Source organism: Micrococcus sp. KT16, assembly GCF_003315015.1.
In the GTDB taxonomy this organism is placed as follows: domain Bacteria; phylum Actinomycetota; class Actinomycetes; order Actinomycetales; family Micrococcaceae; genus Micrococcus; species Micrococcus luteus.
In genome coordinates, this window is record NZ_QNRG01000006.1 from 1 (window position 1) to 18,448 (window position 18,448).

At 72.3% G+C, this 18,448-nt stretch carries 17 protein-coding genes; 2 read left to right on the forward strand and 15 right to left on the reverse strand.

Annotated elements, in window-relative coordinates:
- Positions 1-638: 638 nt before the first annotated feature.
- From DE149_RS06660 to DE149_RS06680, 5 genes are all read right to left on the reverse strand, one after another.
- Positions 639-1,040: a cytochrome c oxidase subunit 4 gene (locus DE149_RS06660; RefSeq protein WP_063190179.1), complete on the reverse strand. Its 402-nt coding sequence runs from the start codon at positions 1,038-1,040 to the stop codon at positions 639-641.
- A complete protein-coding gene (gene ctaD / locus DE149_RS06665) occupies positions 1,037-2,746 on the reverse strand; it encodes a cytochrome c oxidase subunit I (protein WP_051050340.1) in 1,710 nt (569 codons plus the stop codon). The genes DE149_RS06660 and ctaD overlap by 4 nt, the downstream gene beginning before the upstream one ends.
- Positions 2,746-3,606, reverse strand: coding sequence for a cytochrome c oxidase subunit II (gene coxB, locus DE149_RS06670; protein ID WP_069941918.1), 861 nt, complete (start codon positions 3,604-3,606; stop codon positions 2,746-2,748). The genes ctaD and coxB overlap by 1 nt, the downstream gene beginning before the upstream one ends.
- 335 nt (positions 3,607-3,941) lie before the next feature.
- Positions 3,942-4,334, reverse strand: coding sequence for an iron-sulfur cluster insertion protein ErpA (gene erpA, locus DE149_RS06675; RefSeq protein WP_002854644.1), 393 nt, complete (start codon positions 4,332-4,334; stop codon positions 3,942-3,944).
- Positions 4,335-4,452: 118 nt separating this feature from the next.
- A complete protein-coding gene (locus DE149_RS06680; protein WP_101967659.1) occupies positions 4,453-5,856 on the reverse strand; it encodes a dipeptidase in 1,404 nt (467 codons plus the stop codon).
- An 80-nt stretch (positions 5,857-5,936) separates the two neighbouring features.
- Here DE149_RS06680 and DE149_RS06685 point away from each other — a divergent pair, with 80 nt between their 5' ends.
- Entirely contained in the window at positions 5,937-6,560 is a 624-nt protein-coding gene (locus tag DE149_RS06685; RefSeq protein WP_113914195.1) for a DUF3043 domain-containing protein, read from the forward strand.
- A gap of 66 nt (positions 6,561-6,626) precedes the next feature.
- Here the strand turns inward: DE149_RS06685 and DE149_RS06690 are convergent, their stop codons facing one another.
- Positions 6,627-7,754, reverse strand: coding sequence for a quinone-dependent dihydroorotate dehydrogenase (locus DE149_RS06690; RefSeq protein ID WP_113914196.1), 1,128 nt, complete (start codon positions 7,752-7,754; stop codon positions 6,627-6,629).
- A gap of 55 nt (positions 7,755-7,809) precedes the next feature.
- Here DE149_RS06690 and DE149_RS06695 point away from each other — a divergent pair, with 55 nt between their 5' ends.
- Positions 7,810-8,919 (forward strand): alpha/beta hydrolase, encoded by a 1,110-nt coding sequence (locus DE149_RS06695; RefSeq protein WP_069941923.1) that lies wholly within the window; start codon positions 7,810-7,812, stop codon positions 8,917-8,919.
- Here the strand turns inward: DE149_RS06695 and DE149_RS06700 are convergent.
- The 9 genes from DE149_RS06700 to dnaJ form a co-directional block, all read right to left on the reverse strand.
- Positions 8,859-9,722 carry an isoprenyl transferase gene (locus tag DE149_RS06700; RefSeq protein WP_049161858.1) on the reverse strand — a complete coding sequence of 288 codons (864 nt, stop codon included), beginning with the start codon at positions 9,720-9,722 and terminating at the stop codon, positions 8,859-8,861. The genes DE149_RS06695 and DE149_RS06700 overlap by 61 nt on opposite strands.
- On the reverse strand, positions 9,719-10,540 hold the full coding sequence (recO, locus tag DE149_RS06705; protein WP_069941924.1) for a DNA repair protein RecO: 822 nt from the start codon (positions 10,538-10,540) through the stop codon (positions 9,719-9,721). The genes DE149_RS06700 and recO overlap by 4 nt, the downstream gene beginning before the upstream one ends.
- Entirely contained in the window at positions 10,537-12,270 is a 1,734-nt protein-coding gene (leuA, locus tag DE149_RS06710; protein WP_069941925.1) for a 2-isopropylmalate synthase, read from the reverse strand. Before leuA ends, recO begins: the two co-directional genes overlap by 4 nt.
- 337 nt (positions 12,271-12,607) lie before the next feature.
- Positions 12,608-13,573, reverse strand: a complete 966-nt coding sequence (gene era / locus DE149_RS06715) for a GTPase Era (protein WP_002854662.1) — start codon at positions 13,571-13,573, stop codon at positions 12,608-12,610.
- 43 nt (positions 13,574-13,616) lie between these two features.
- Positions 13,617-14,942 carry a hemolysin family protein gene (locus DE149_RS06720; protein ID WP_036315134.1) on the reverse strand — a complete coding sequence of 442 codons (1,326 nt, stop codon included), beginning with the start codon at positions 14,940-14,942 and terminating at the stop codon, positions 13,617-13,619.
- Between the two features lie 11 nt (positions 14,943-14,953).
- Positions 14,954-15,427, reverse strand: a complete 474-nt coding sequence (gene ybeY, locus DE149_RS06725; RefSeq protein WP_010078622.1) for an rRNA maturation RNase YbeY — start codon at positions 15,425-15,427, stop codon at positions 14,954-14,956.
- Positions 15,417-16,490, reverse strand: coding sequence for a PhoH family protein (locus DE149_RS06730; protein ID WP_036336560.1), 1,074 nt, complete (start codon positions 16,488-16,490; stop codon positions 15,417-15,419). Before DE149_RS06730 ends, ybeY begins: the two co-directional genes overlap by 11 nt.
- Positions 16,491-16,530: 40 nt before the next feature.
- Positions 16,531-17,292 (reverse strand): 16S rRNA (uracil(1498)-N(3))-methyltransferase, encoded by a 762-nt coding sequence (locus tag DE149_RS06735; RefSeq protein WP_036317210.1) that lies wholly within the window; start codon positions 17,290-17,292, stop codon positions 16,531-16,533.
- Positions 17,289-18,422 carry a molecular chaperone DnaJ gene (dnaJ, locus tag DE149_RS06740; RefSeq protein ID WP_036317203.1) on the reverse strand — a complete coding sequence of 378 codons (1,134 nt, stop codon included), beginning with the start codon at positions 18,420-18,422 and terminating at the stop codon, positions 17,289-17,291. The genes DE149_RS06735 and dnaJ overlap by 4 nt, the downstream gene beginning before the upstream one ends.
- Positions 18,423-18,448 lie beyond the last annotated feature (26 nt).

The following is an 18,448-nucleotide window of genomic DNA, read 5'->3' on the forward strand; positions in this document are numbered from 1 at the left end:
GGGCAAACCAGCTGGCCACCAGTGGGCAGTTCTGATGGCCACCAGCGGGAAGAAACACTGGCCGCCTATGGGCAGAACTCAATGGCCCTTGACACTGACCAACGGAGACCGCTGGACGAGACTCGGCGCCGGGCCGCCCACTGGTGACGGTGAAGAGGCTGCGGGACGTGCCCCGCGACCCGGGTCACGATCATGTCGGAGCCAGGACGCGAGCCCTGTGGCTCGCGGGCTGAGGATCATCCCCCGTTCCAGGCCGAGGCGGCGTCCGCGCGGGCCGGCCACCCGCTCGTGCCCACGCGACGTCGTCGGCCGATCCACACCGGGAGGACGGTGTGATCGAGATCTGCGCCCGGTCCACGCCCCCGCCACCGTCCAGACCCCCGTGCCGTCGTCGTCGGCCTCCTGGGAGCTCTCCCCCGGCCTCGGCGGATTCGGGCCGCTCGATACTCGCTTCCCATCCAGAGGGGCCTGGCGAGGCTCCCGTTTCCCGGACGAAAGCGTTCGGGAAGGCTCCCGTTTCCCGCACGAAAGCGCCGGGGCTCAGCGTCCGGGGGCACGACGACGGCGGGCCGGCCCTCCGAAGAGGACCGGCCCGCCGTCGTCGTCAGCGCCGGTGGCGCTGCGTGATCGACCCGAGGTCAGTGGGCGAACTTGCCCCGAGAGAACTCGTAGACCCACCCGAAGGTGAAGTAGGCGCCCGCGATGACGCCGATGATGAAGACCCACCAGCCGACGGCCAGACCGGTCACGATGATCGCGCAGGCCAGGCCGAGGCCCAGCGGCCACCAGCTCCAGGGAGCGAAGGTGCCGTAGGTGCCGGCGTAGTCGACGATCTGGCCGTCCTCGTCATCGGCGGGCCCGACGCCGTACTTGCGCTCGGCGGCGTTCAGGTACCAGGCGATCATCCAGGACATCCCGCCCACGGCGTAGATGGCCGGGATGCCTGCCCACTCGGTCCACTCGACCCAGAACCCGTAGAGGGTGGCGGCTGCGATGAAGAACAGGCCGATGATCCAGAAGATGTTGGCTGCGACCTTCACTGTGCGACCTTCTCTCCGAAGGCCTCAGACGTGTTCTGAGGCGAGTGCGGGAAGAGCTCCGGGTGGTGCAGATCCAGCGCCGGACGCTCGGAGCGGATGCGCGGCAGGGAGTGGAAGTTGTGCCGCGGCGGCGGGCACGAAGTGGTCCACTCGAGCGAGGCGCCGAAGCCCCACGGGTCGTCCACGGTGACCTTCTTGCCATAGCGCGAGGTGATGTAGACGTTCCAGAAGAACGGGATCAGCGACGCGCCGAGAACGAAGGAGAAGACCGAGGAGAACGCGTTCATGGCGGTGAAGGTGTCCTCCACCATGTAGTCCGCATAGCGGCGGGGCATGCCGATGACGCCGAGCCAGTGCTGGATCAGGAACGTGCCGTGGAAGCCCACGAACAGCAGCCAGAACTGGATCTTGCCGAGACGCTCGTTCAGCATCTTGCCGGTGAACTTGGGCCACCAGAAGAAGAAGCCGGCGAACATCGCGAACACCACGGTGCCGAAGATGACGTAGTGGAAGTGCGCCACGACGAAGTAGGTGTCGGACACCTGGAAGTCCAGGGGCGGCGACGCCAGGATGACGCCGGTCAGGCCACCGAACAGGAAGGTGACCATGAAGCCGAGCGTCCACAGCATCGGGGTCTCGAAGGTGATCGAACCGCGCCACATGGTGCCGATCCAGTTCACGAACTTCACGCCGGTCGGGACCGCGATGAGCATGGTCATCACGGAGAAGAACGGCAGGAGCACGGCGCCGGTCACGTACATGTGGTGCGCCCACACCGTCACGGAGAGCGCGGCGATCGCCGTCGTCGCGAACACGATGGACTTGTAGCCGAAGATCGGCTTGCGGGAGAACACCGGGATGATCTCCGACACGACGCCGAAGAACGGCAGGGCGATGATGTACACCTCGGGGTGGCCGAAGAACCAGAAGAGGTGCTGCCACAGGATGGCGCCGCCGTTCTCCGGGTTGAAGATGTGGCCGCCGAAGCGACGGTCCAGGCCCAGCGCGAAGAGCGCGGAGGCCAGCGGCGGGAACGCCATCATGATCAGGATGCCGGTGATGAGCGTGTTCCAGGTGAAGATCGGCATGCGCCACATCGTCATGCCCGGAGCACGCATCGTCAGGATCGTGGTGATGAAGTTGACGCCGCCCATGATCGTGCCGAAGCCCTGGAGGACCAGACCGAACACCCAGAGGTCACCGCCGACGCCCGGCGAGTACGTGGTGTTGGAGAGCGGGGCGTAGGCGAACCAGCCGAACGAGGCCGCACCCTGCGGGGTGAGGAAGCCGGCGGTCGCGATGAGCGAGCCGAACAGGAAGAACCAGAACGCCAGGGCGTTCAGACGCGGGAAGGACACGTCCGGAGCGCCGATCTGCAGCGGCACCAGCACGTTGGCGAAGCCCACGAAGAGCGGGGTCGCGAACATGAGCAGCATGAGCGTGCCGTGCATGGTGAACAGCTGGTTGTACTGCTCCTTCGTCTGCAGGATCTGCATGCCGGGCTCGAAGAGCTCCGCACGGATCATGAGGGCCATGACGCCGCCGATGCAGAAGAAGATGAAGGACGTGATCAGGTACATGTACCCGAGCACCTTGTGGTCGGTCGTCGTCAGCCAGCTGACGACGATCTTGCCCAGCGAACGGGGCACCACACGAGGCTGCGCCTGTGAGCGCACCTCATCCGTTGCGTACTCGTAAGTGGTCATCAGTGGCTACCTCCACCGCGGGGGGTCTGGAGATCGCGCTCCATCGTCCCGGCGCCGTCAGGGTTGTTGTTGGGATTGCGGCTGTACTCGTCGCCCACCTGACCCGGCTCCATCTCCTCGAGGCGCTGGACGAACTCCGCCTCGTCGACGACCTCCACGTTGAAGAGCATCTCGGAGTGGGACTCGCCGCACAGCTCGGCGCACTTGCCGTCGTAGCTGCCCAGCTCCTGGGGGGTCAGGTACAGGTGGTTGGTCTTGCCGGGCACCATGTCACGCTTCTGGAGGAACTGCGGGATCCAGAAGGAGTGGGCCACGTCACGGGACTTCAGCTCGAAGTGCACCGGCACGTCATTCGGCAGGTACAGGACCGGAAGGGTGTCACGCACGCCCTCGGTGCCGTCCAGCTGGGCCTGGATTCCGGAGTAGTGGGCCTCGATGACCTCGCCGTTCTCCTGCTCGTAGGAGTAGTTGAAGTCCCAGGACCACTGCTTGCCGTACACGGTGACGGTCAGCGGCGAGTCGTCCACGGGGCGGTCGACCTCGGTCTGGACGCGGTTGGTGAAGCCCCAGAGGGTGAAGACCATCAGGATCGGGATGGCCGTGAACATGGTCTCGAGCGGCACGTTGTAGGCCGTCTGCTTCGGGAAGCCCTGGTCGTTCTTGCGGCGGCGGTACGCCACCATGCACCAGATCATGGCGCCCCAGGCCAGCAGGCCGACGGCCATGGCCGCGATCCAGGAGTTCACCCACAGGTCGGTGAGCTGGGCGTTGTGGTTGGTGGTCTCCCGGGTGCCGGGGTACCAGCCGCGCTGGACCTCTGCCGAGCAGCCGGTCAGCACCAGGAGCGCCGTGGTGCCCACGGCACCGGCGCTCCAGCGGCGGCGAGTCCGACGTCCGGCGTCATTCTGTGCTCTCACAGACGGCCTTCCTCTTCATCTCGTGTGCGAGGGGCGTCCCCGCTCCCCCGACGATTCGGCGACTTCTCGCAGCGTCCTCGCAGGGAGCACGGGTATGCCCTGATGATTCAGAGCCAGTCTACGCCGAAACACGCGGATTCACCGCACCGTGACACGTGCCGATCGTGTCTGGGAGTCGGGTCCGAGCATCCTGGGCACGGTGCCCGGGCACGACGACGGCGGGCCGGCCGAGGCCGACCCGCCGGTTCGCGGTCCGAGGCGCTCCGGGCGCCCGCAGATCAGTGGAAGGAGTCGCCGCAGGCGCACGAGCCGCCCGCGTTGGGGTTGTCGATCGTGAAGCCCTGCTTCGAGATGGTGTCCTCGAAGTCGATGGTCGCGCCCATGAGATAGGGCACGCTCATCTTGTCGACGATCACCTCGACCCCGTCGTAGTCCCGGACGGTGTCGCCGTCGAGGACGCGCTCGTCGAAGTAGAGCTGGTAGATCAGGCCCGAGCAGCCGCCCGGCTGCACGGCCACGCGCAGCCGCAGGTCCGTGCGACCCTCCTGCTCGAGCAGCGAGCGCACCTTGCCGGCCGCCACGTCGGTCAGCTCGACCTCGTGCGGGGGCAGGCCCTCGGCGTCCTGGGTCGCGCCGATCTCGACGCCGGTCTCCTCTGCGGACAGAGCCATCGTGACCTCCTCAGATCATGGGGCGCGGACGGGGCCGTCACGCGCGTGTGGTCTCCCGGGCAACACTAGCCGCCCACGGGGCATTCCCGGCCCGCCGCACCGACGGGCCGGGCGGCGCTCACGCCGAGAGCCGCGCGAGCCAGAGCGCCTCGGCCACGACGGCCCGCTGGAAGTCGTCGATGTGCAGCGACTCGTTGGCCGAGTGCGCCCGCGTGTCCGGGTCCTCCACGCCCGTGATGAGGAGGGTGGCCTCCGGGAAGACCTCGGCGAGGTCCGCGGTGAACGGGATGGAGCCGCCCATGCCGATCGCCCGGGGCTCGACGCCCCAGGCGTCCTCCAGGGCGGCCATCATCCCGGCCGCGGCGGGGGCCGAGGTGTCCGTCGTGAACGGCTGACCGAACTCCCCCGCGGTGACCGTGATCTCCGCGCCGAGCACCGCCGCGGACTGCGCCTCCAGGTGGGTGCGCAGCGCCTCGAAGGCCTCCGCGGGCTCCATGCCGGGGCCCAGGCGCAGCGAGAACTTCGCGCGCGCCGCGGGCTGGATCGTGTTCGAGGACTCCGCGACCGAGGGCGCGTCGATCCCGATGATGCTCAGCGCGGGAGCGTTCCACAGCCGGTCCGCGACCGGGCCGCGGCCGGCCAGGGTCACCCCGTCCAGCACGCCCGCGTCCGCACGGAAGACGTCCTCGGGGTAGTCCAGGCCCGCGGTCTGCCGCGGCTCGAGGCCGGGCACGGCGACCGCGCCGTCCGCGTCGTGGAGCGTGGCGATCAGCCGCGAGAGCAGGACGACGGCGTCCAGGACCGGCCCGCCGAACATGCCGGAGTGCACGGCGTGGTCGAGCACCCGGACGGTCACCGTGCCGTCCACCAGCCCACGCAGGGAGGTGGTCAGCGCGGGCTCCCCCACGGCCCAGTTGGACGAGTCCGCGACCACGATCGCGTCGGCGTCGAGGCGCGCCCGGTGCTTCTCCAGGAAGGTGCGGAAGGTGGGCGAGCCGGCCTCCTCCTCGCCCTCGATGAAGACGCGGACGCCGACGCCAGCGTCGGGCAGGACGTCCCGCAGGGCGGCGAGGGCGGCGAGGTGGACCATGATGCCGGCCTTGTCGTCGGCGGCGCCGCGGCCGTACAGCCGTCCACCGCGCTCGGTGGCCTCGAGCGGCGGGGTGTCCCAGAGGTCCTCGTCCCCGATCGGCTGCACATCATGGTGGGCATACAACAAGACGGTGGGCTTGTCAGAGGCGCCGGGCTTCTCGCCGATCACCGCCGGCCCGCCGGGCCGGTCGTCGTCGCGGGTCTCGGTCACGATCTCCACCTCCTGCAGGCCCGCCTCGCGCAGCAGGCCCGCGACGGCCTCGGCGGACCGCTCGAGCTGGGTGCGGTCCGCAGAGTCCCAGGCGATGCCCGGGATCGCCACGAGGTCGGTGAGGGTCTGGAGGGTCGTCGGGAAACGGGCCTCGACGGCCTCACGGACGGCGGAGACGAGGGCCGCGTCCTGCGGCGCACGGGAGGTGATGTCAGTCATGACGGCCAGCGTAGACGGCGGCCGGGCCGAGGGCCGCGCCTCCGGCCGGGCCGGACGCGCCCCACCACTAGACTGGACGGGTGTTCAAGCGAGACAAGACCCCCGAGACCGCGCCCGCCCCCTCGACTCACGGCTCCTCGGCCGCTCCCGCCGAGGGCGCCGCCGTGGCCGAGGCCGGGCCGCGCGACCGCTCGCAGGGCAAGAAGGGCCCGACTCCGCGGCGCCGTGACCAGGAGGCCGCGCGCCGTCGCACCCTGGTCCCCGAGGATCGCAAGGCGGCTCGTAAGGCCGAGCGTCAGGCGATGGCCCAGGAGCGGATGCGCCAGCGCGCCGCGCTGGAGACCGGAGACGAGCGCGGTCTCCCGGCACGCGACAAGGGACCGCAGAAGCGCTGGGTCCGTGACTACGTGGACGCACGGACCGGCATCGGCGAGTGGCTCATGCCCGTCGTCTTCGCCTACGTCCTGCTCATGTTCATCCCCGGCCGCGAGGCGCAGCTGATCCTGATGATCAGCCTGTACGCCCTCGTGGCCCTCGTGCTCATCGAGAGCTTCCTGGTCAGCCGGCACATCAAGAAGGGCCTCACGGAGCGCTTCGGCACGCCGGAGCCCGGGACCGGCTTCTACGGCATCATGCGGGCCCTGCAGTTCCGCCGCCTGCGTCTGCCCAAGCCCCAGGTCAAGCGGGGCGAGTACCCCGCCTGACACGACACCGCGCGACGGCCCGGACCCCGGTGGGCACGGGCCGTCGCGGCACCGGCGAGCAGACCGTCAGCCCCGCAGGGACCGGGCCAGCCCGGCGGTGATCCGGCCGGCCCAGAACGGCCCCTCGTAGAGGAACGCGGTGTAGCCCTGGGCGAGGTCCGCGCCCGCGTCGAGCCGGGCCTGGACGTCGTCGGCGTCCGTCACGCCGCCCACGCTGACGACGGCGGTGCCCGTCGGCAGCGCCGCCCGCAGGACCTCCAGCACCCGCATCGACCGCTCCTGCAGCGGGGCGCCGGACAGGCCGCCCGCGCCCAGGGCGTCCACGTCGGCACGCGGGGTGCGCAGACCCTCCCGGGAGACGGTCGTGTTGGTCGCGATGACGCCGTCCAGCCCGAGGCGCTCGGCGAGCGCCCCGACGGCGCGCACGTCGTCGTCCGCCAGGTCCGGGGCGATCTTCACGGTCAGCGGCACGCGACGGCCCGGGACCGCACGGTCGGCCTCCTCGCGCACCGCCGTGAGGATCGGCTCCAGCGCGTCGATCTCCTGCAGCTGGCGCAGCCCCGGCGTGTTCGGGGAGGACACGTTGACCGTCAGGTAGTCGGCGTGGGGCGCGAGCAGGCGGGTCGAGGCCCGGTAGTCGTCCGCCGCGTCCTCGAGCGGGACCACCTTGGTCTTGCCGATGTTCACGCCCAGGACCGGCCGGGCCGGGCCGAAGCGGCGCTCCAGCGTCTGCCGGGTCCGCGCCAGGCGGGGGGCGACGGCCGCCGCGCCGTCGTTGTTGAAGCCCATGCGGTTGACCAGCGCCCGGTCGTCCACGAGACGGAACAGTCGGGGCTGCGGGTTGCCGGGCTGCGGCTGCGCCGTGATCGTGCCGACCTCGATGTGGCCGAACCCGAGGTCGGCCACGGCGGCGGTCCCCCGGCCGTCCTTGTCGAACCCTGCGGCCAGGCCGAAGGGCGTTGGGAACCGCAGGCCCATGACCGTGCGCGCGAGCATCGGGTCCGGGCGGAAGGCGGCGCGCAGGGCGGCGGACGCCCCGGTGCGCTCGGCCAGCCGGATCGCGTCGAAGCCCCGATGATGCGCCCGCTCCGCGTCCATGCCGCCGAACACGGCACGGAAGAAGGGCGGGTACAGGCGAGGCGCGCGGGAGGTCAGGAGGCCGTCGACGGCGGACTTGGGATCAGGCAGCTGCATGCCCCCATCCTCGCACGGGCCTCCCGCCCGCCCGGGGTCCTCCTAGAGTGGTCGGATGGCCCGTGACCCGCTCCAGCCGCCGCCCCCGGACCCCTCCGCCCCGCACGGCGCACCCGCCGGCGGACCGACGGAGGAGGACACCCGCCCGTTCCTCGACGATCCGCCGGGCCTGGGCTGGGTCCCGGACGGGCTGCCGGGCTTCGAACGATGCACGCTCGGCCTCGACACCGATGAACAAGGACAGAACCTTGTCACAGTGGTGCGTCCGCGCACCGACGCCGCCCGTGACCCGGCCCGGCGACCCATCCTCTCGGTGCACGGCTGGAGTGACTACTTCTACAACGCCCCGCTCGCCCGCGCGTTCGAGGCCGCCGGCTACGCCTTCCACGCCGTCGACCTCCGCCACTACGGCCGCTCGCTGCGCACGGGACAGACGCCCGGCTGGACGGACGACCTGGCCCGCTACGACGCGGACCTCGAGGCCGCGTTCGAGACCATCGCCCAGGACCACCCGCTGCCGCCCATCCTCATGGGACACTCCACCGGCGGGCTGATCGCCGCGCTGTGGGCGGACCGGAATCCCGGCCGCCTCGCCGCGCTCGTGCTCAACAGCCCGTGGCTGGAGATGCAGGGCAGCGCGGGGGTGCGCCTGCTGGCGAAGTCCATCGTGGGGCCCGTCTCCGCCATGAAGCCCTACGCCATGCTCACGCTGCCGCGCATCGACCACTACTGGCGCACCCTCTCGGACCAGGCCGAGGGCGAATGGGACCTGCACCCGCTCTGGCGTCCCCCGCACGCGTTCGAGGTGCCGGCCGCCTGGCTGAGCGCGGTCCTCTCGGGGCACCGGGCCGTGGCCGGGCGGCTCGACGTCACCGTGCCGATCCTCGTGCTCGTCTCCGCGCGCGGGCATCGGGGCACGTCCTACGCCGAGGCGATGCTGACCTCGGACATCGTCCTGGACCCCGACGCCATGGCCCGCCGCTCCCTGCGGCTCGGCGACCGGGTGACCGTCCACCGGCTCCCCGACGCGCTGCACGACGTGTTCGCCTCCCCCGCGTCGGTGCGCGAGGCGGCCGGTGCCGCGACGCTCACGTGGCTGGGGGCCTACGCGCCGCCGTCGGCGTCCGAGGCCGAGTCCGGCGCGCCGGACGACGGCGCCGGCTGAGGGGTGTCCACGGCGCCGCCGTAGCGGCGGTCCCGTCGGGCGTAGGTCTCGACGGCGGCCCACAGGGTCCGCCGGTCGACGTCCGGCCACAGCACGTCCAGGAACAGCAGCTCCGCGTAGGCGGACTGCCACAGCAGGTAGTTGGACAGGCGCTGCTCCCCCGAGGTCCGCAGGAACAGGTCCACGTCCGGGACGACGTCGACGTCCTGACCCGTGCGGAAGCCGCGGTCGAGGTAGCGGGTGATGACGTCCTCGCTGATCTCCCCCGGCCGCATCCGGCCGGCCCGGACCTCCTCGGCGATGGCCTGGACGCCGTCCAGGATCTCGGCGCGGCTGCCGTAGTTCACGCACATGTGCAGGGTGGTGCCGGTGTTGTGGCGCGTGAGCTCCTCGGCCTCCTGCAGCTCCCGGATCACGGGGGTCCAGAGGCGCGGGGCCCGCCCGTTCCACCGGATCCGCACGTTCCACGAGTGCAGGGTGTCCCGCTGCCGGCGCAGCACGTCCCGGGAGAAGCCCATGAGGAAGCGGACCTCCTCCGCCGAGCGCCGCCAGTTCTCCGTGGAGAACGCATACGCGGACACGTGGCCGATCCCCAGCTCCACCGCCCCGGCGACGACGTCCAGCAGCGCCGCCTCGCCGGCCCGATGGCCCTCGGTGCGGGGCAGGCCGCGCTGGTTGGCCCACCGTCCGTTGCCGTCCATCACGATCGCCACGTGCCGGGGCACGAAACGCGGGTCGATCCGCGGGGCGACCGCACCCGAGGGGTGCGGCGGTGGGGGCTGCGGGGCTCGGTCGGCGCTCATGGTCTCCTCTCGACGCGCGGGGCGGGGAGGCCGAGGTCCTGGTCCAGGACGGACAGGGACACCAGGCGCCGCTCGGCGTGGAACTGCAGGTACGCCGCCACGATACCGGCCGCCTCGCGGCGGGCGGGGGCCCCGGAGGCGTCCGCGGTGGCCCAGTCCCCCGCCGCGAGGGCCGAGAGCAGGTCGAGGGTCTCCGGGGCCGGGTGAGCGGCACCGGGCGGCCTGCACTCGGGGCAGACGGCCCCGCCGAGGCCCACGTGCAGTGCCGTGTGCGGGCCGGGGGCGCCGCAGCGGGCGCACCGGTCGAAGGTCGGGGCCCAGCCGGCCTGGGCGAGCGCGCGCAGCAGGAACGAGTGCAGGATCAGGCGCGGGTCGTGCGCGCCGCGGGCCAGCGCGGCCAGCGCGCCGTGGAACAGGCGGTACTGGGCGCGCCGGCCGTCGTCGTCGACCGCGGGGACCCGCTCGACGGCCTCGGCGAGGGCGCCGGCGACGGTGTAGGCGTCGTAGTCAGCGGCCAGCATCGTTGCGTACGGGTGCAGCAGCTGCGCCTGGCTCACGGTGTGCAGCTCCCCCCGGCCGCGTGCGAGCTGGAGCGTGGAGTGCATGAACGGCTCCACCACCGAGCCCAGCCGGGAGGAGGTCTTGCGCACCCCCTTGGCCACGGCCCGGACCAGGCCGTGCTCGGGGGTGAGCGCCTCGATGATGCGATCGGCCTCCCCCAGACGGTGGGTGCGCAGCACGATGGCCTCGGTGCGGAACGAGTTCGCCGCGTAGCCGCCGTGCCGCGCACCCCGCCGGGAGGAGCCGGAGCCGCTCACGCGCGCAGGGCGCGGTTCACCGCGGACACCACGGCCTTCAGCGAGGCGGTGGTGGTGTTGTGGTCCAGGCCGACGCCCCAGAGGACACGGTCGCCCACGGCCGCCTCCACGTAGGCGGCGGCCATGGCCGCGCCGCCCTCGGACAGTGCGTGCTCGGAGTAGTCGAGCACGCGGACGTCCACGCCCTCCTCGCCGAGGATGCGCAGGAACGCGTCGATCGGGCCGTTGCCCTGCGCCGTGCGGGTCTGCGTGACGCCGTCGACCTCGAGCTCGGCCTCCATCCGGAACGCGCCGTCCTCACCGGAGGCCGAGGAGACCGAGCGGAGCCGGTAGCGGCCCCACTGCGCCTCCGCCGCGTCGGCGGGCAGGTACTCGTCCTGGAACACGCGCCACAGGTCGGCGCCGGAGACCTCGCCGCCCTGGGAGTCGGCCAGATCCTGGATGACGTGGGAGAACTCGATCTGCGCGCGGCGCGGCAGGTCCAGATTGTGCTCGGACTTGAGCAGGTAGGCGACGCCGCCCTTGCCGGACTGCGAGTTCACCCGGATGACGGCCTCATAGGAGCGGCCGATGTCCTTCGGGTCGATGGGCAGGTACGGCACGGCCCACGGGATGCCGTCCACGTCCGTGCCGGCCGCCTTCGCGTCGACCTCCATGGCCTCGAAGCCCTTCTTGATGGCGTCCTGGTGTGAGCCGGAGAAGGCCGTGAAGACGAGGTCGCCGCCCCAGGGCGAGCGCTCGGGCACGGCCAGCTGGTTGCAGTACTCGACCGTGCGCTTGATGTGGTCCATGTCGGAGAAGTCGATCATGGGGTCGATGCCCTGCGAGTACAGGTTCATGCCCAGCGTCACCAGGTCGACGTTGCCGGTGCGCTCGCCGTTGCCGAACAGGCATCCCTCGATGCGGTCCGCCCCGGCGAGGTAGCCCAGCTCGGCGGCGGCCACGCCCGTGCCGCGGTCGTTGTGCGGGTGCAGGGAGAGGATGAGCGAGTCGCGGTGCTCCAGGTTGCGGTGCATCCACTCGATCGAGTCGGCGTACACGTTCGGGGTGGACATCTCCACCGTCGCCGGCAGGTTCAGGATCATCTTGCGGTCGGTCGAGGCCTCCAGGACCGTGGCCACCTCGTCCGAGATGCGCCGGGCGAACTCGAGCTCGGTGCCCGTGTAGGACTCGGGCGAATACTCGTAGGTGATCTGCGTGCCCTTGAGCTGCTCTTCGAACTTCTTCACCAGGCGCGCGCCGGAGGTCGCGATGTCCACGATCCCGTCCTCGTCCTGCCGGAACACCACGCGGCGCTGCAGCACCGACGTCGAGTTGTACAGGTGCACGATGGCCCGGTCGGCGCCCTCGAGCGCCTCGAAGGTGCGCTCGATCAGGTGCTCACGGGACTGCGTGAGGACCTGGATGGTGACGTCGTCCGGGATGTGGTCGCCCTCGATGAGCTGACGGACGAAGTCGTAGTCGGTCTGCGAGGCGGACGGGAAGCCGACCTCGATCTCCTTGAAGCCCATGCCGACGAGCAGCTGGAACATGCGCAGCTTGCGCTCGGGGCCCATGGGGTCGATCAGGGCCTGGTTGCCGTCGCGCAGGTCCACGGCGCACCAGCGTGGTGCCTCGGTGATGACCTTGTCCGGCCAGGTGCGGTCCGGCAGGGCGACCTCGATCTGGTCCTGGAACGGGACGTACTTGTGGAACTTCATCCCCGACGACTTCTGCAGGTGGGCGCTCATGCGTGTTCTCCCTCGACGTGCGCGCGGCGGCCGCGCGAAAGGTGGATGGTCGGTGACCGGACCGGGAGGTCAGGGGCTCCGCACGGGGTGTCCGGTCCGGTGGGAGGCGTCCTGCCTCCGCATGCGCTCAGGCGGCGTGGATCACGGCCTGGCACGGGGACCCCGTGCGGCCGGGAAGTAGCAGGCGGGCCGTGGCCGGCGCTGTCGTCGCGAGGCGGAGGGACATGCCCCCGACCCTAGCACCGAGGTGGGCCGGGCCACAGGAGGCCGCCCCCGTGTGACGCACGACGACGGCGGCCCGCTCCGGCGCGTGCGCGACCGGGCCGGGGCCTCCGGCTCAGAAGCCGAGTCGGCCGAGCTGCTTGGGGTCGCGCTGCCACTCCTTGGCGACCTTGACCCGCAGGTCCAGGTGCACCTTGGTGCCGAGCATGCGCTCGATGCCCGCCCGCGCCTGCGCGCCGATCTCACGCAGCCGGGAGCCGCCCTTGCCGATGATGATGCCCTTCTGGCTGTCCCGCTCGACGAAGACGTTCGCCCACACGTCCATGAGGGGCCGATCCGCGGGGCGGTCCTCGCGCAGGGACATCTCCTCGACCACCACGGCCACCGAGTGCGGCAGCTCGTCGCGCACGCCCTCCAGGGCCGCCTCCCGGATGAGCTCGGCCACCATGACCGCCTCCGGCTCGTCCGTGAGCTCGCCGTCGGGATAGAGGGGCGGCCCGGCCGGCAGCAGGCCCGCGAAGACGCCCAGGACGTCGTCGACCTGGCGGCCGGCCACCGCCGAGACCGGCACGACGGCCGCGAAGCCCTCCCCGCCGTTCTCCGGCCCGAGGACCTCGTCGCCCAGCGCGGTCACGGCCACGAGCTGCGCCATGAGCTGCTCCGGGCCCACCTTGTCCGTCTTCGTCACCACGGCGACCACCGGGGTGCGGTGCAGGTAGGAGAGCTGCTGGGCGATGAACCGGTCGCCCGGGCCGATCGCCTCGTCGGCCGGCAGGCACATGCCCACGGCGTCGACCTCGTTGAGCGTCTCCGCCACGAGGTCGTTGAGGCGCTCGCCGAGCAGGGTGCGGGGCCGGTGCAGACCCGGGGTGTCCACGAGCACGAGCTGGAAGTCCTCGCGGTGGACGATTCCGCGGATGGTGTGGCGCGTGGTCTGCGGCTTGGAGGAGGTGATCGCCACCTTCTCCCCCACCAGCGCGTTGGTCAGCGTGGACTTGCCAGCGTTCGGCCGGCCCACGAGCGAGACGAAGCCGGAACGGAAGCCGTCCGCGGCGCGGGCCGGATCGACGAGATCGGTCATGGGGTCATCCTTGTCAGGCAGGGAGTGGGGTGGGGCGGCCGGCTCAGGCCACGGGGTCGGCGGGCTCGGCGCCGTGGGCCTGCTCCTCGCGCCGGCGCAGCCGCACCGGACGGTCGGGGGTCTCGGAGACGCGCAGGCGCGCGACCCGGTTGCGGCGGGGCTCGAGGGTGTCCGCGACGAGCTCGATCCCCTGGACCACGACGCGCGAGCCCTGGATCGGGACGCGGCCGAGCTCCTTGGCGAGCAGGCCGCCGACCGTGTCGACGTCGTCGTCCTCGTCCTCCTCCGGCAGCTCGAACTCCTCCCGGAAGTCGTGGATGCCCATGCGCGCGTCGACGGAGTAGACGCCGGGCGCGACGAACTCCACCTCGGGGCGGTCCGGGCGGTCGTCCTCGTCGTAGATCTCGCCGACGATCTCCTCGATGAGGTCCTCGAGGGTCACGAGCCCCGCCGTGCCGCCGTACTCGTCCACCACCACGGCCACGTGGGTGGACTCGCGCTGCAGCTCCTGCAGGAGGGTCGCCACGGACTTCGACTCGGGGACGAAGCGGACGTCGCGCATGACCTCGGTGACGGGGGTGTCGGTCGCAGCGCCGTCGTGGTGCAGGGCGCGGGTGACGTCCTTGAGGTGCAGCATGCCCCGGATGTCGTCGGCGTCGTCGCCGATCACCGGGATGCGGGAGTTGCCGGAGCGCAGGAACAGGGCCATCGCCTGGCCGAGCGTGTGGTCGGCGTCGATGGTGACGACGTCGGTGCGCGGCACCATGACGGAGCGGACGATGGTGTCGTTCATGGAGAACACCGACTGGATCAGCTCCGCCTCGGAGTCCGCGAGCACGTCCGCGTCGTGGGCGCGGGCGACGAACTCACGCAGGTGGCGCTCCTGGAAGTCGTCCTCGTCCTCCGGCTCGACCTCGCGACGGCGCCGGTCCCGGTCCAGTCGGGCGGCGAGCGGGCCCAGGGCCCGGCGGAGCACCCACACGAGCCCGCCCAGGCGGCGGGCGACGGCGGCCTCGTTGCGGGAGCCGATCGGCCGCGGGCTCCAGACGCCCAGCAGGGCGGCCACGCCCACGAGCACGACCGCGGCGATCGCCACGGCGAGCCACGTGTCGTCCACCACCGCGTCGGCGGCCGCGGTCAGGCAGACGGCGGACAGGGCCTCGGCCACGAAGCGCCAGACCCGCAGGGCCCCGAGGTGGCTCTCCCGCTCGCGGGCGATCTCCAGGACCTTGGAGCCGGGCTGCTCGCGGACGATGTCCTCCGCATCCCGCCGGGAGAGGTAGGAGAACGCGGACTCGGCCAGGGACAGCGTCCAGGTCAGGCCGAGGAAGACCAGGAAGAGGGCGAAAAGGACGGCGGGTGTCAGCATGGGCGGTGCCCTCAATCCTCGACGGTGGGGGCCGGGGCGGGCCGGCCGAGGACCTCGGAGACGAGCCGATCCTGGAGCGTGAACATCTCCTCGCGCTCGGCGTCCTCGACGTGGTCGTACCCGAGCAGGTGGAGCATGCCGTGGGTGAGCAGCAGGAGCAGCTCGTCGTCACGGGAGTGCCCGCCGCGCGCCGCCTGCTCGGCGGCGACCTCGGGGCAGAGCACGACGTCGCCCAGCACGCCCTCGGCCGGCGCCTCGGGCGAGCCGGGGGTCAGCTCGTCCATGGGCAGGCTCATCACGTCGGTGGGCCCGGGCAGGTCCATCCACTCCTCGTGCAGCTCGGCCATGCGCGCGGCGTCCACGACGGTCACGGCCGTCTCGGCGCGCTCGTGGACGTGCAGGCGCGCGTACACGTGCCGGGCCATGCGCAGCAGCGCGTCCTCGGGGACCTCGATCCCCGACTCGTTCAGGATCTCAACGGCCACGGCGGGCCCCTCCTCGCTTCTGGGACCGCTCCGCGGGCCCGCGGGCGGCGTCGTAGGCGTCCACGATGGCGCTCACCAGCGAGTGCCGGACCACGTCGGAGGAGTCGAAGCGGACCATCTCCAGTCCCTCGATCCCCTCGAGCACCTCGACGGCTTGGGCCAGGCCGGACTGGGTGCCGCGCGGCAGGTCCACCTGCGAGGTGTCGCCCGTGACGACCATGCGCGCACCGAAGCCGAGGCGGGTCAGGAACATCTTCATCTGCTCGCCGGTGGTGTTCTGGGCCTCGTCGAGGATCACGAACGCGTCGTTCAGGGTGCGGCCGCGCATGTACGCCAGCGGGGCGACCTCGATGGTCCCGGCCTCCATCAGCCGCGGGATCGACTCGGGCTCGATCATGTCGTGCAGCGCGTCGTACAGGGGGCGCAGGTACGGGTCGATCTTCTCGGAGAGCCCGCCGGGCAGGAAGCCGAGCCGTTCGCCGGCCTCGACGGCCGGGCGGGTGAGGATGATCCGGTTGACCTCCTTGGCCTGCAGCGCCTGCACCGCCTTGGCCATCGCCAGGTAGGTCTTGCCGGTGCCGGCCGGGCCGATGCCGAAGACGACGGTGGAGCGGTCGATCGCCTCCACGTAGTCCTGCTGGTGCAGGGTCTTCGCGCGGATGCGGCGGCCCCGGCCCGAGAGGATCGAGTCCAGGTGCAGCTGACCCGCGCCGCGCCCGGTGGCGGCGTCGCGGACGTGGTGGACCACCTGGCCCATCACCTCGGGGGTGACGGCCTGGTCGCGGCGGGCGATCGAGCGCAGGTCCTCGACGACGCGCCGCACCGTGGCCACCTCGGCCACCGGCCCGGCCAGGTCCAGCCGCTGGTCGCGGACCGTGACGTCCACGGTGGGGAACACGCCGCCGAGGATCCGCAGCAGGGCGTCCTGCGGTCCGAGCGTGCGGACCATGAGGTCGGCGGACTCGAACGCCACCCCCTCGTGCGCGGTGGCGGGCGGGGTCGGGGTCGTGGGGGGCACGGTCACGATGGGGCGGATCACCTCGGGGTCGCGGGGGCGGGACATCCCGACCAGTCTAGGCGTCGGCGCGCCGTCCTGCCGGGGCTCACCAGCGGCCGAGCCGGTGCTGGAGCACGGCGAGGGCGGCGGGGCCGGCCGTGGAGGCGCGCAGCACGTGCGGGCCGAGCCGCACCGGCACGGCCCCCGCGGCCACGCAGGCCTCGAGCTCGGCCGGGCCGATCCCGCCCTCGGGGCCCACGACGACGGCGATCTCGACGGCCGCGGAGAGTCGCTCCGCCGGCACCGCGGACACCCCGTGCTCCGCGTCCTCGTGCAGTACGAGGACGAGCCGGCCGCCGTCGTCGTCCCAGGCCAGCCCGGCGACCGCCGTCCCGGAGACGTGGTCCCGGACCGCGGGCACCCGGGCGCGACGCGCCTGCTTGGCGGCCGCGCGGGCCGTGTCCGCCCACTTCCGGCGGGCCTTGGCGGCCTTGGGGCCCTTCCAGCGGACGATCGAGCGCTCCGCCTCCCAGGGCACCACGGCGTCCACGCCGAGCTCGACGGCGGCCTGGACCGCCATGAGGTCCCGGTCGCCCTTGGCGAGGGCCTGGACGAGCACGAGCGCCGGGGTGGGCGCCGGCTCCTCCGCCACCGCGTCCAGCCGCACGGACACCGCGTCCGGGGCGGCCGCGAGCACGGTGCCGTGGCCGAGCGTGCCCGACCCGTCGGCCAGGAGCACGGCCTCCCCGGGGGCCAGGCGCATGGCCGCGGCGGCGTGCCGGGCCTCGGCGCCGTCGAAGACGACCTCCGCGCCCGCGCTCGCGCCGGCCAGGGCGCCCGGCTCGAGGTGGAACAGGGGGGCGGTCACAGGTTCCTCAGGTTCTCCCGCAGCCGGGCGAACATGCCCTTGGCCTGGGGTGCGCCGTGCACGACCTCCTCGCCGCGCACCTCGGCCAGGCGCTCCAGGAGCTGGCGCTGCTCGTCGTCCAGGTCGGTGGGCGTGGTGACCACCACGTCCACCTTGAGGTCGCCACGGCCCTGCCCGCGCAGGCGACCGACGCCCAGGCCGTGGAGGACCTCGACGTGGCCGGACTGCACGCCCGGGTCCAGGCTGAGGGACTGCTTGCCGTCCAGGGTGTCCAGCGTGACGGTGGTGCCCAGGGCCGCGGCGGCCATGGGGACGGTCACGGTGGTGGCCAGGTGGTCGCCCTCGCGGCGGAAGGTCTCGTCCGGGCGGACCGCGATCTCCACGTAGAGGTCGCCGTTCGGGCCGCCGCCCGGGCCGGCCTCGCCGCGGCCGGCGAGGTGGATGCGGGTGCCGTCGTCCACGCCCGCGGGGATGCGCAGGGTCAGCGGCGTCCGGGTGCGGACGCGGCCCTGCCCGTCGCACTCGTGGCAGGGCGTCGGGATGACGGTGCCGAACCCCTGGCAGGCGGGGCAGGCCTCGGTGGCCATGACGGTGCCCAGCAGCGACCGCACGGGGCGCTGGATCATGCCGTGGCCATGGCAGGTCTGGCAGGTCTCCGGCTGGGTGCCGGGCTCGCAGCACGAGCCCTCGCACCGATCGCAGCGCACGGCCGTGTCCAGCTCGATCGTCTGCTCGCCGCCGAAGACGGCGTCGCGCAGGTCGATCCGCGCGGTCACCAGGGCGTCCTGGCCGCGGCGGGCGCGGCTGGCGGGGCCGCCGCGGCCGCCCTGGCCGGCGGCGTTCATGAAGGTCTCGAAGATGTCGGCGAAGCCCCCGAAGCCGCCCGCCCCGCCGAAGCCGCCCGGGAAGCCGGCCTGGCCGTTCTCGTTGCCCGTCGTGTCGTAGGCCCGGCGCCGGCCCTCGTCCGAGAGCACCTCGTAGGCGTGGGAGATGCGCTTGAACTGCTCGGCCGCCTCCGGGTCGGGGTTGACGTCCGGGTGGTGGGTGCGCGCGAGCTTGCGGTAGGCGCGGCGGATCTCCTCGGTGCTGGCGTCACGGCTGACGCCGAGCGTCTCGTAGTGGTCGGTCACGGTGGGGATTCCTCTCGGGGAGAGCG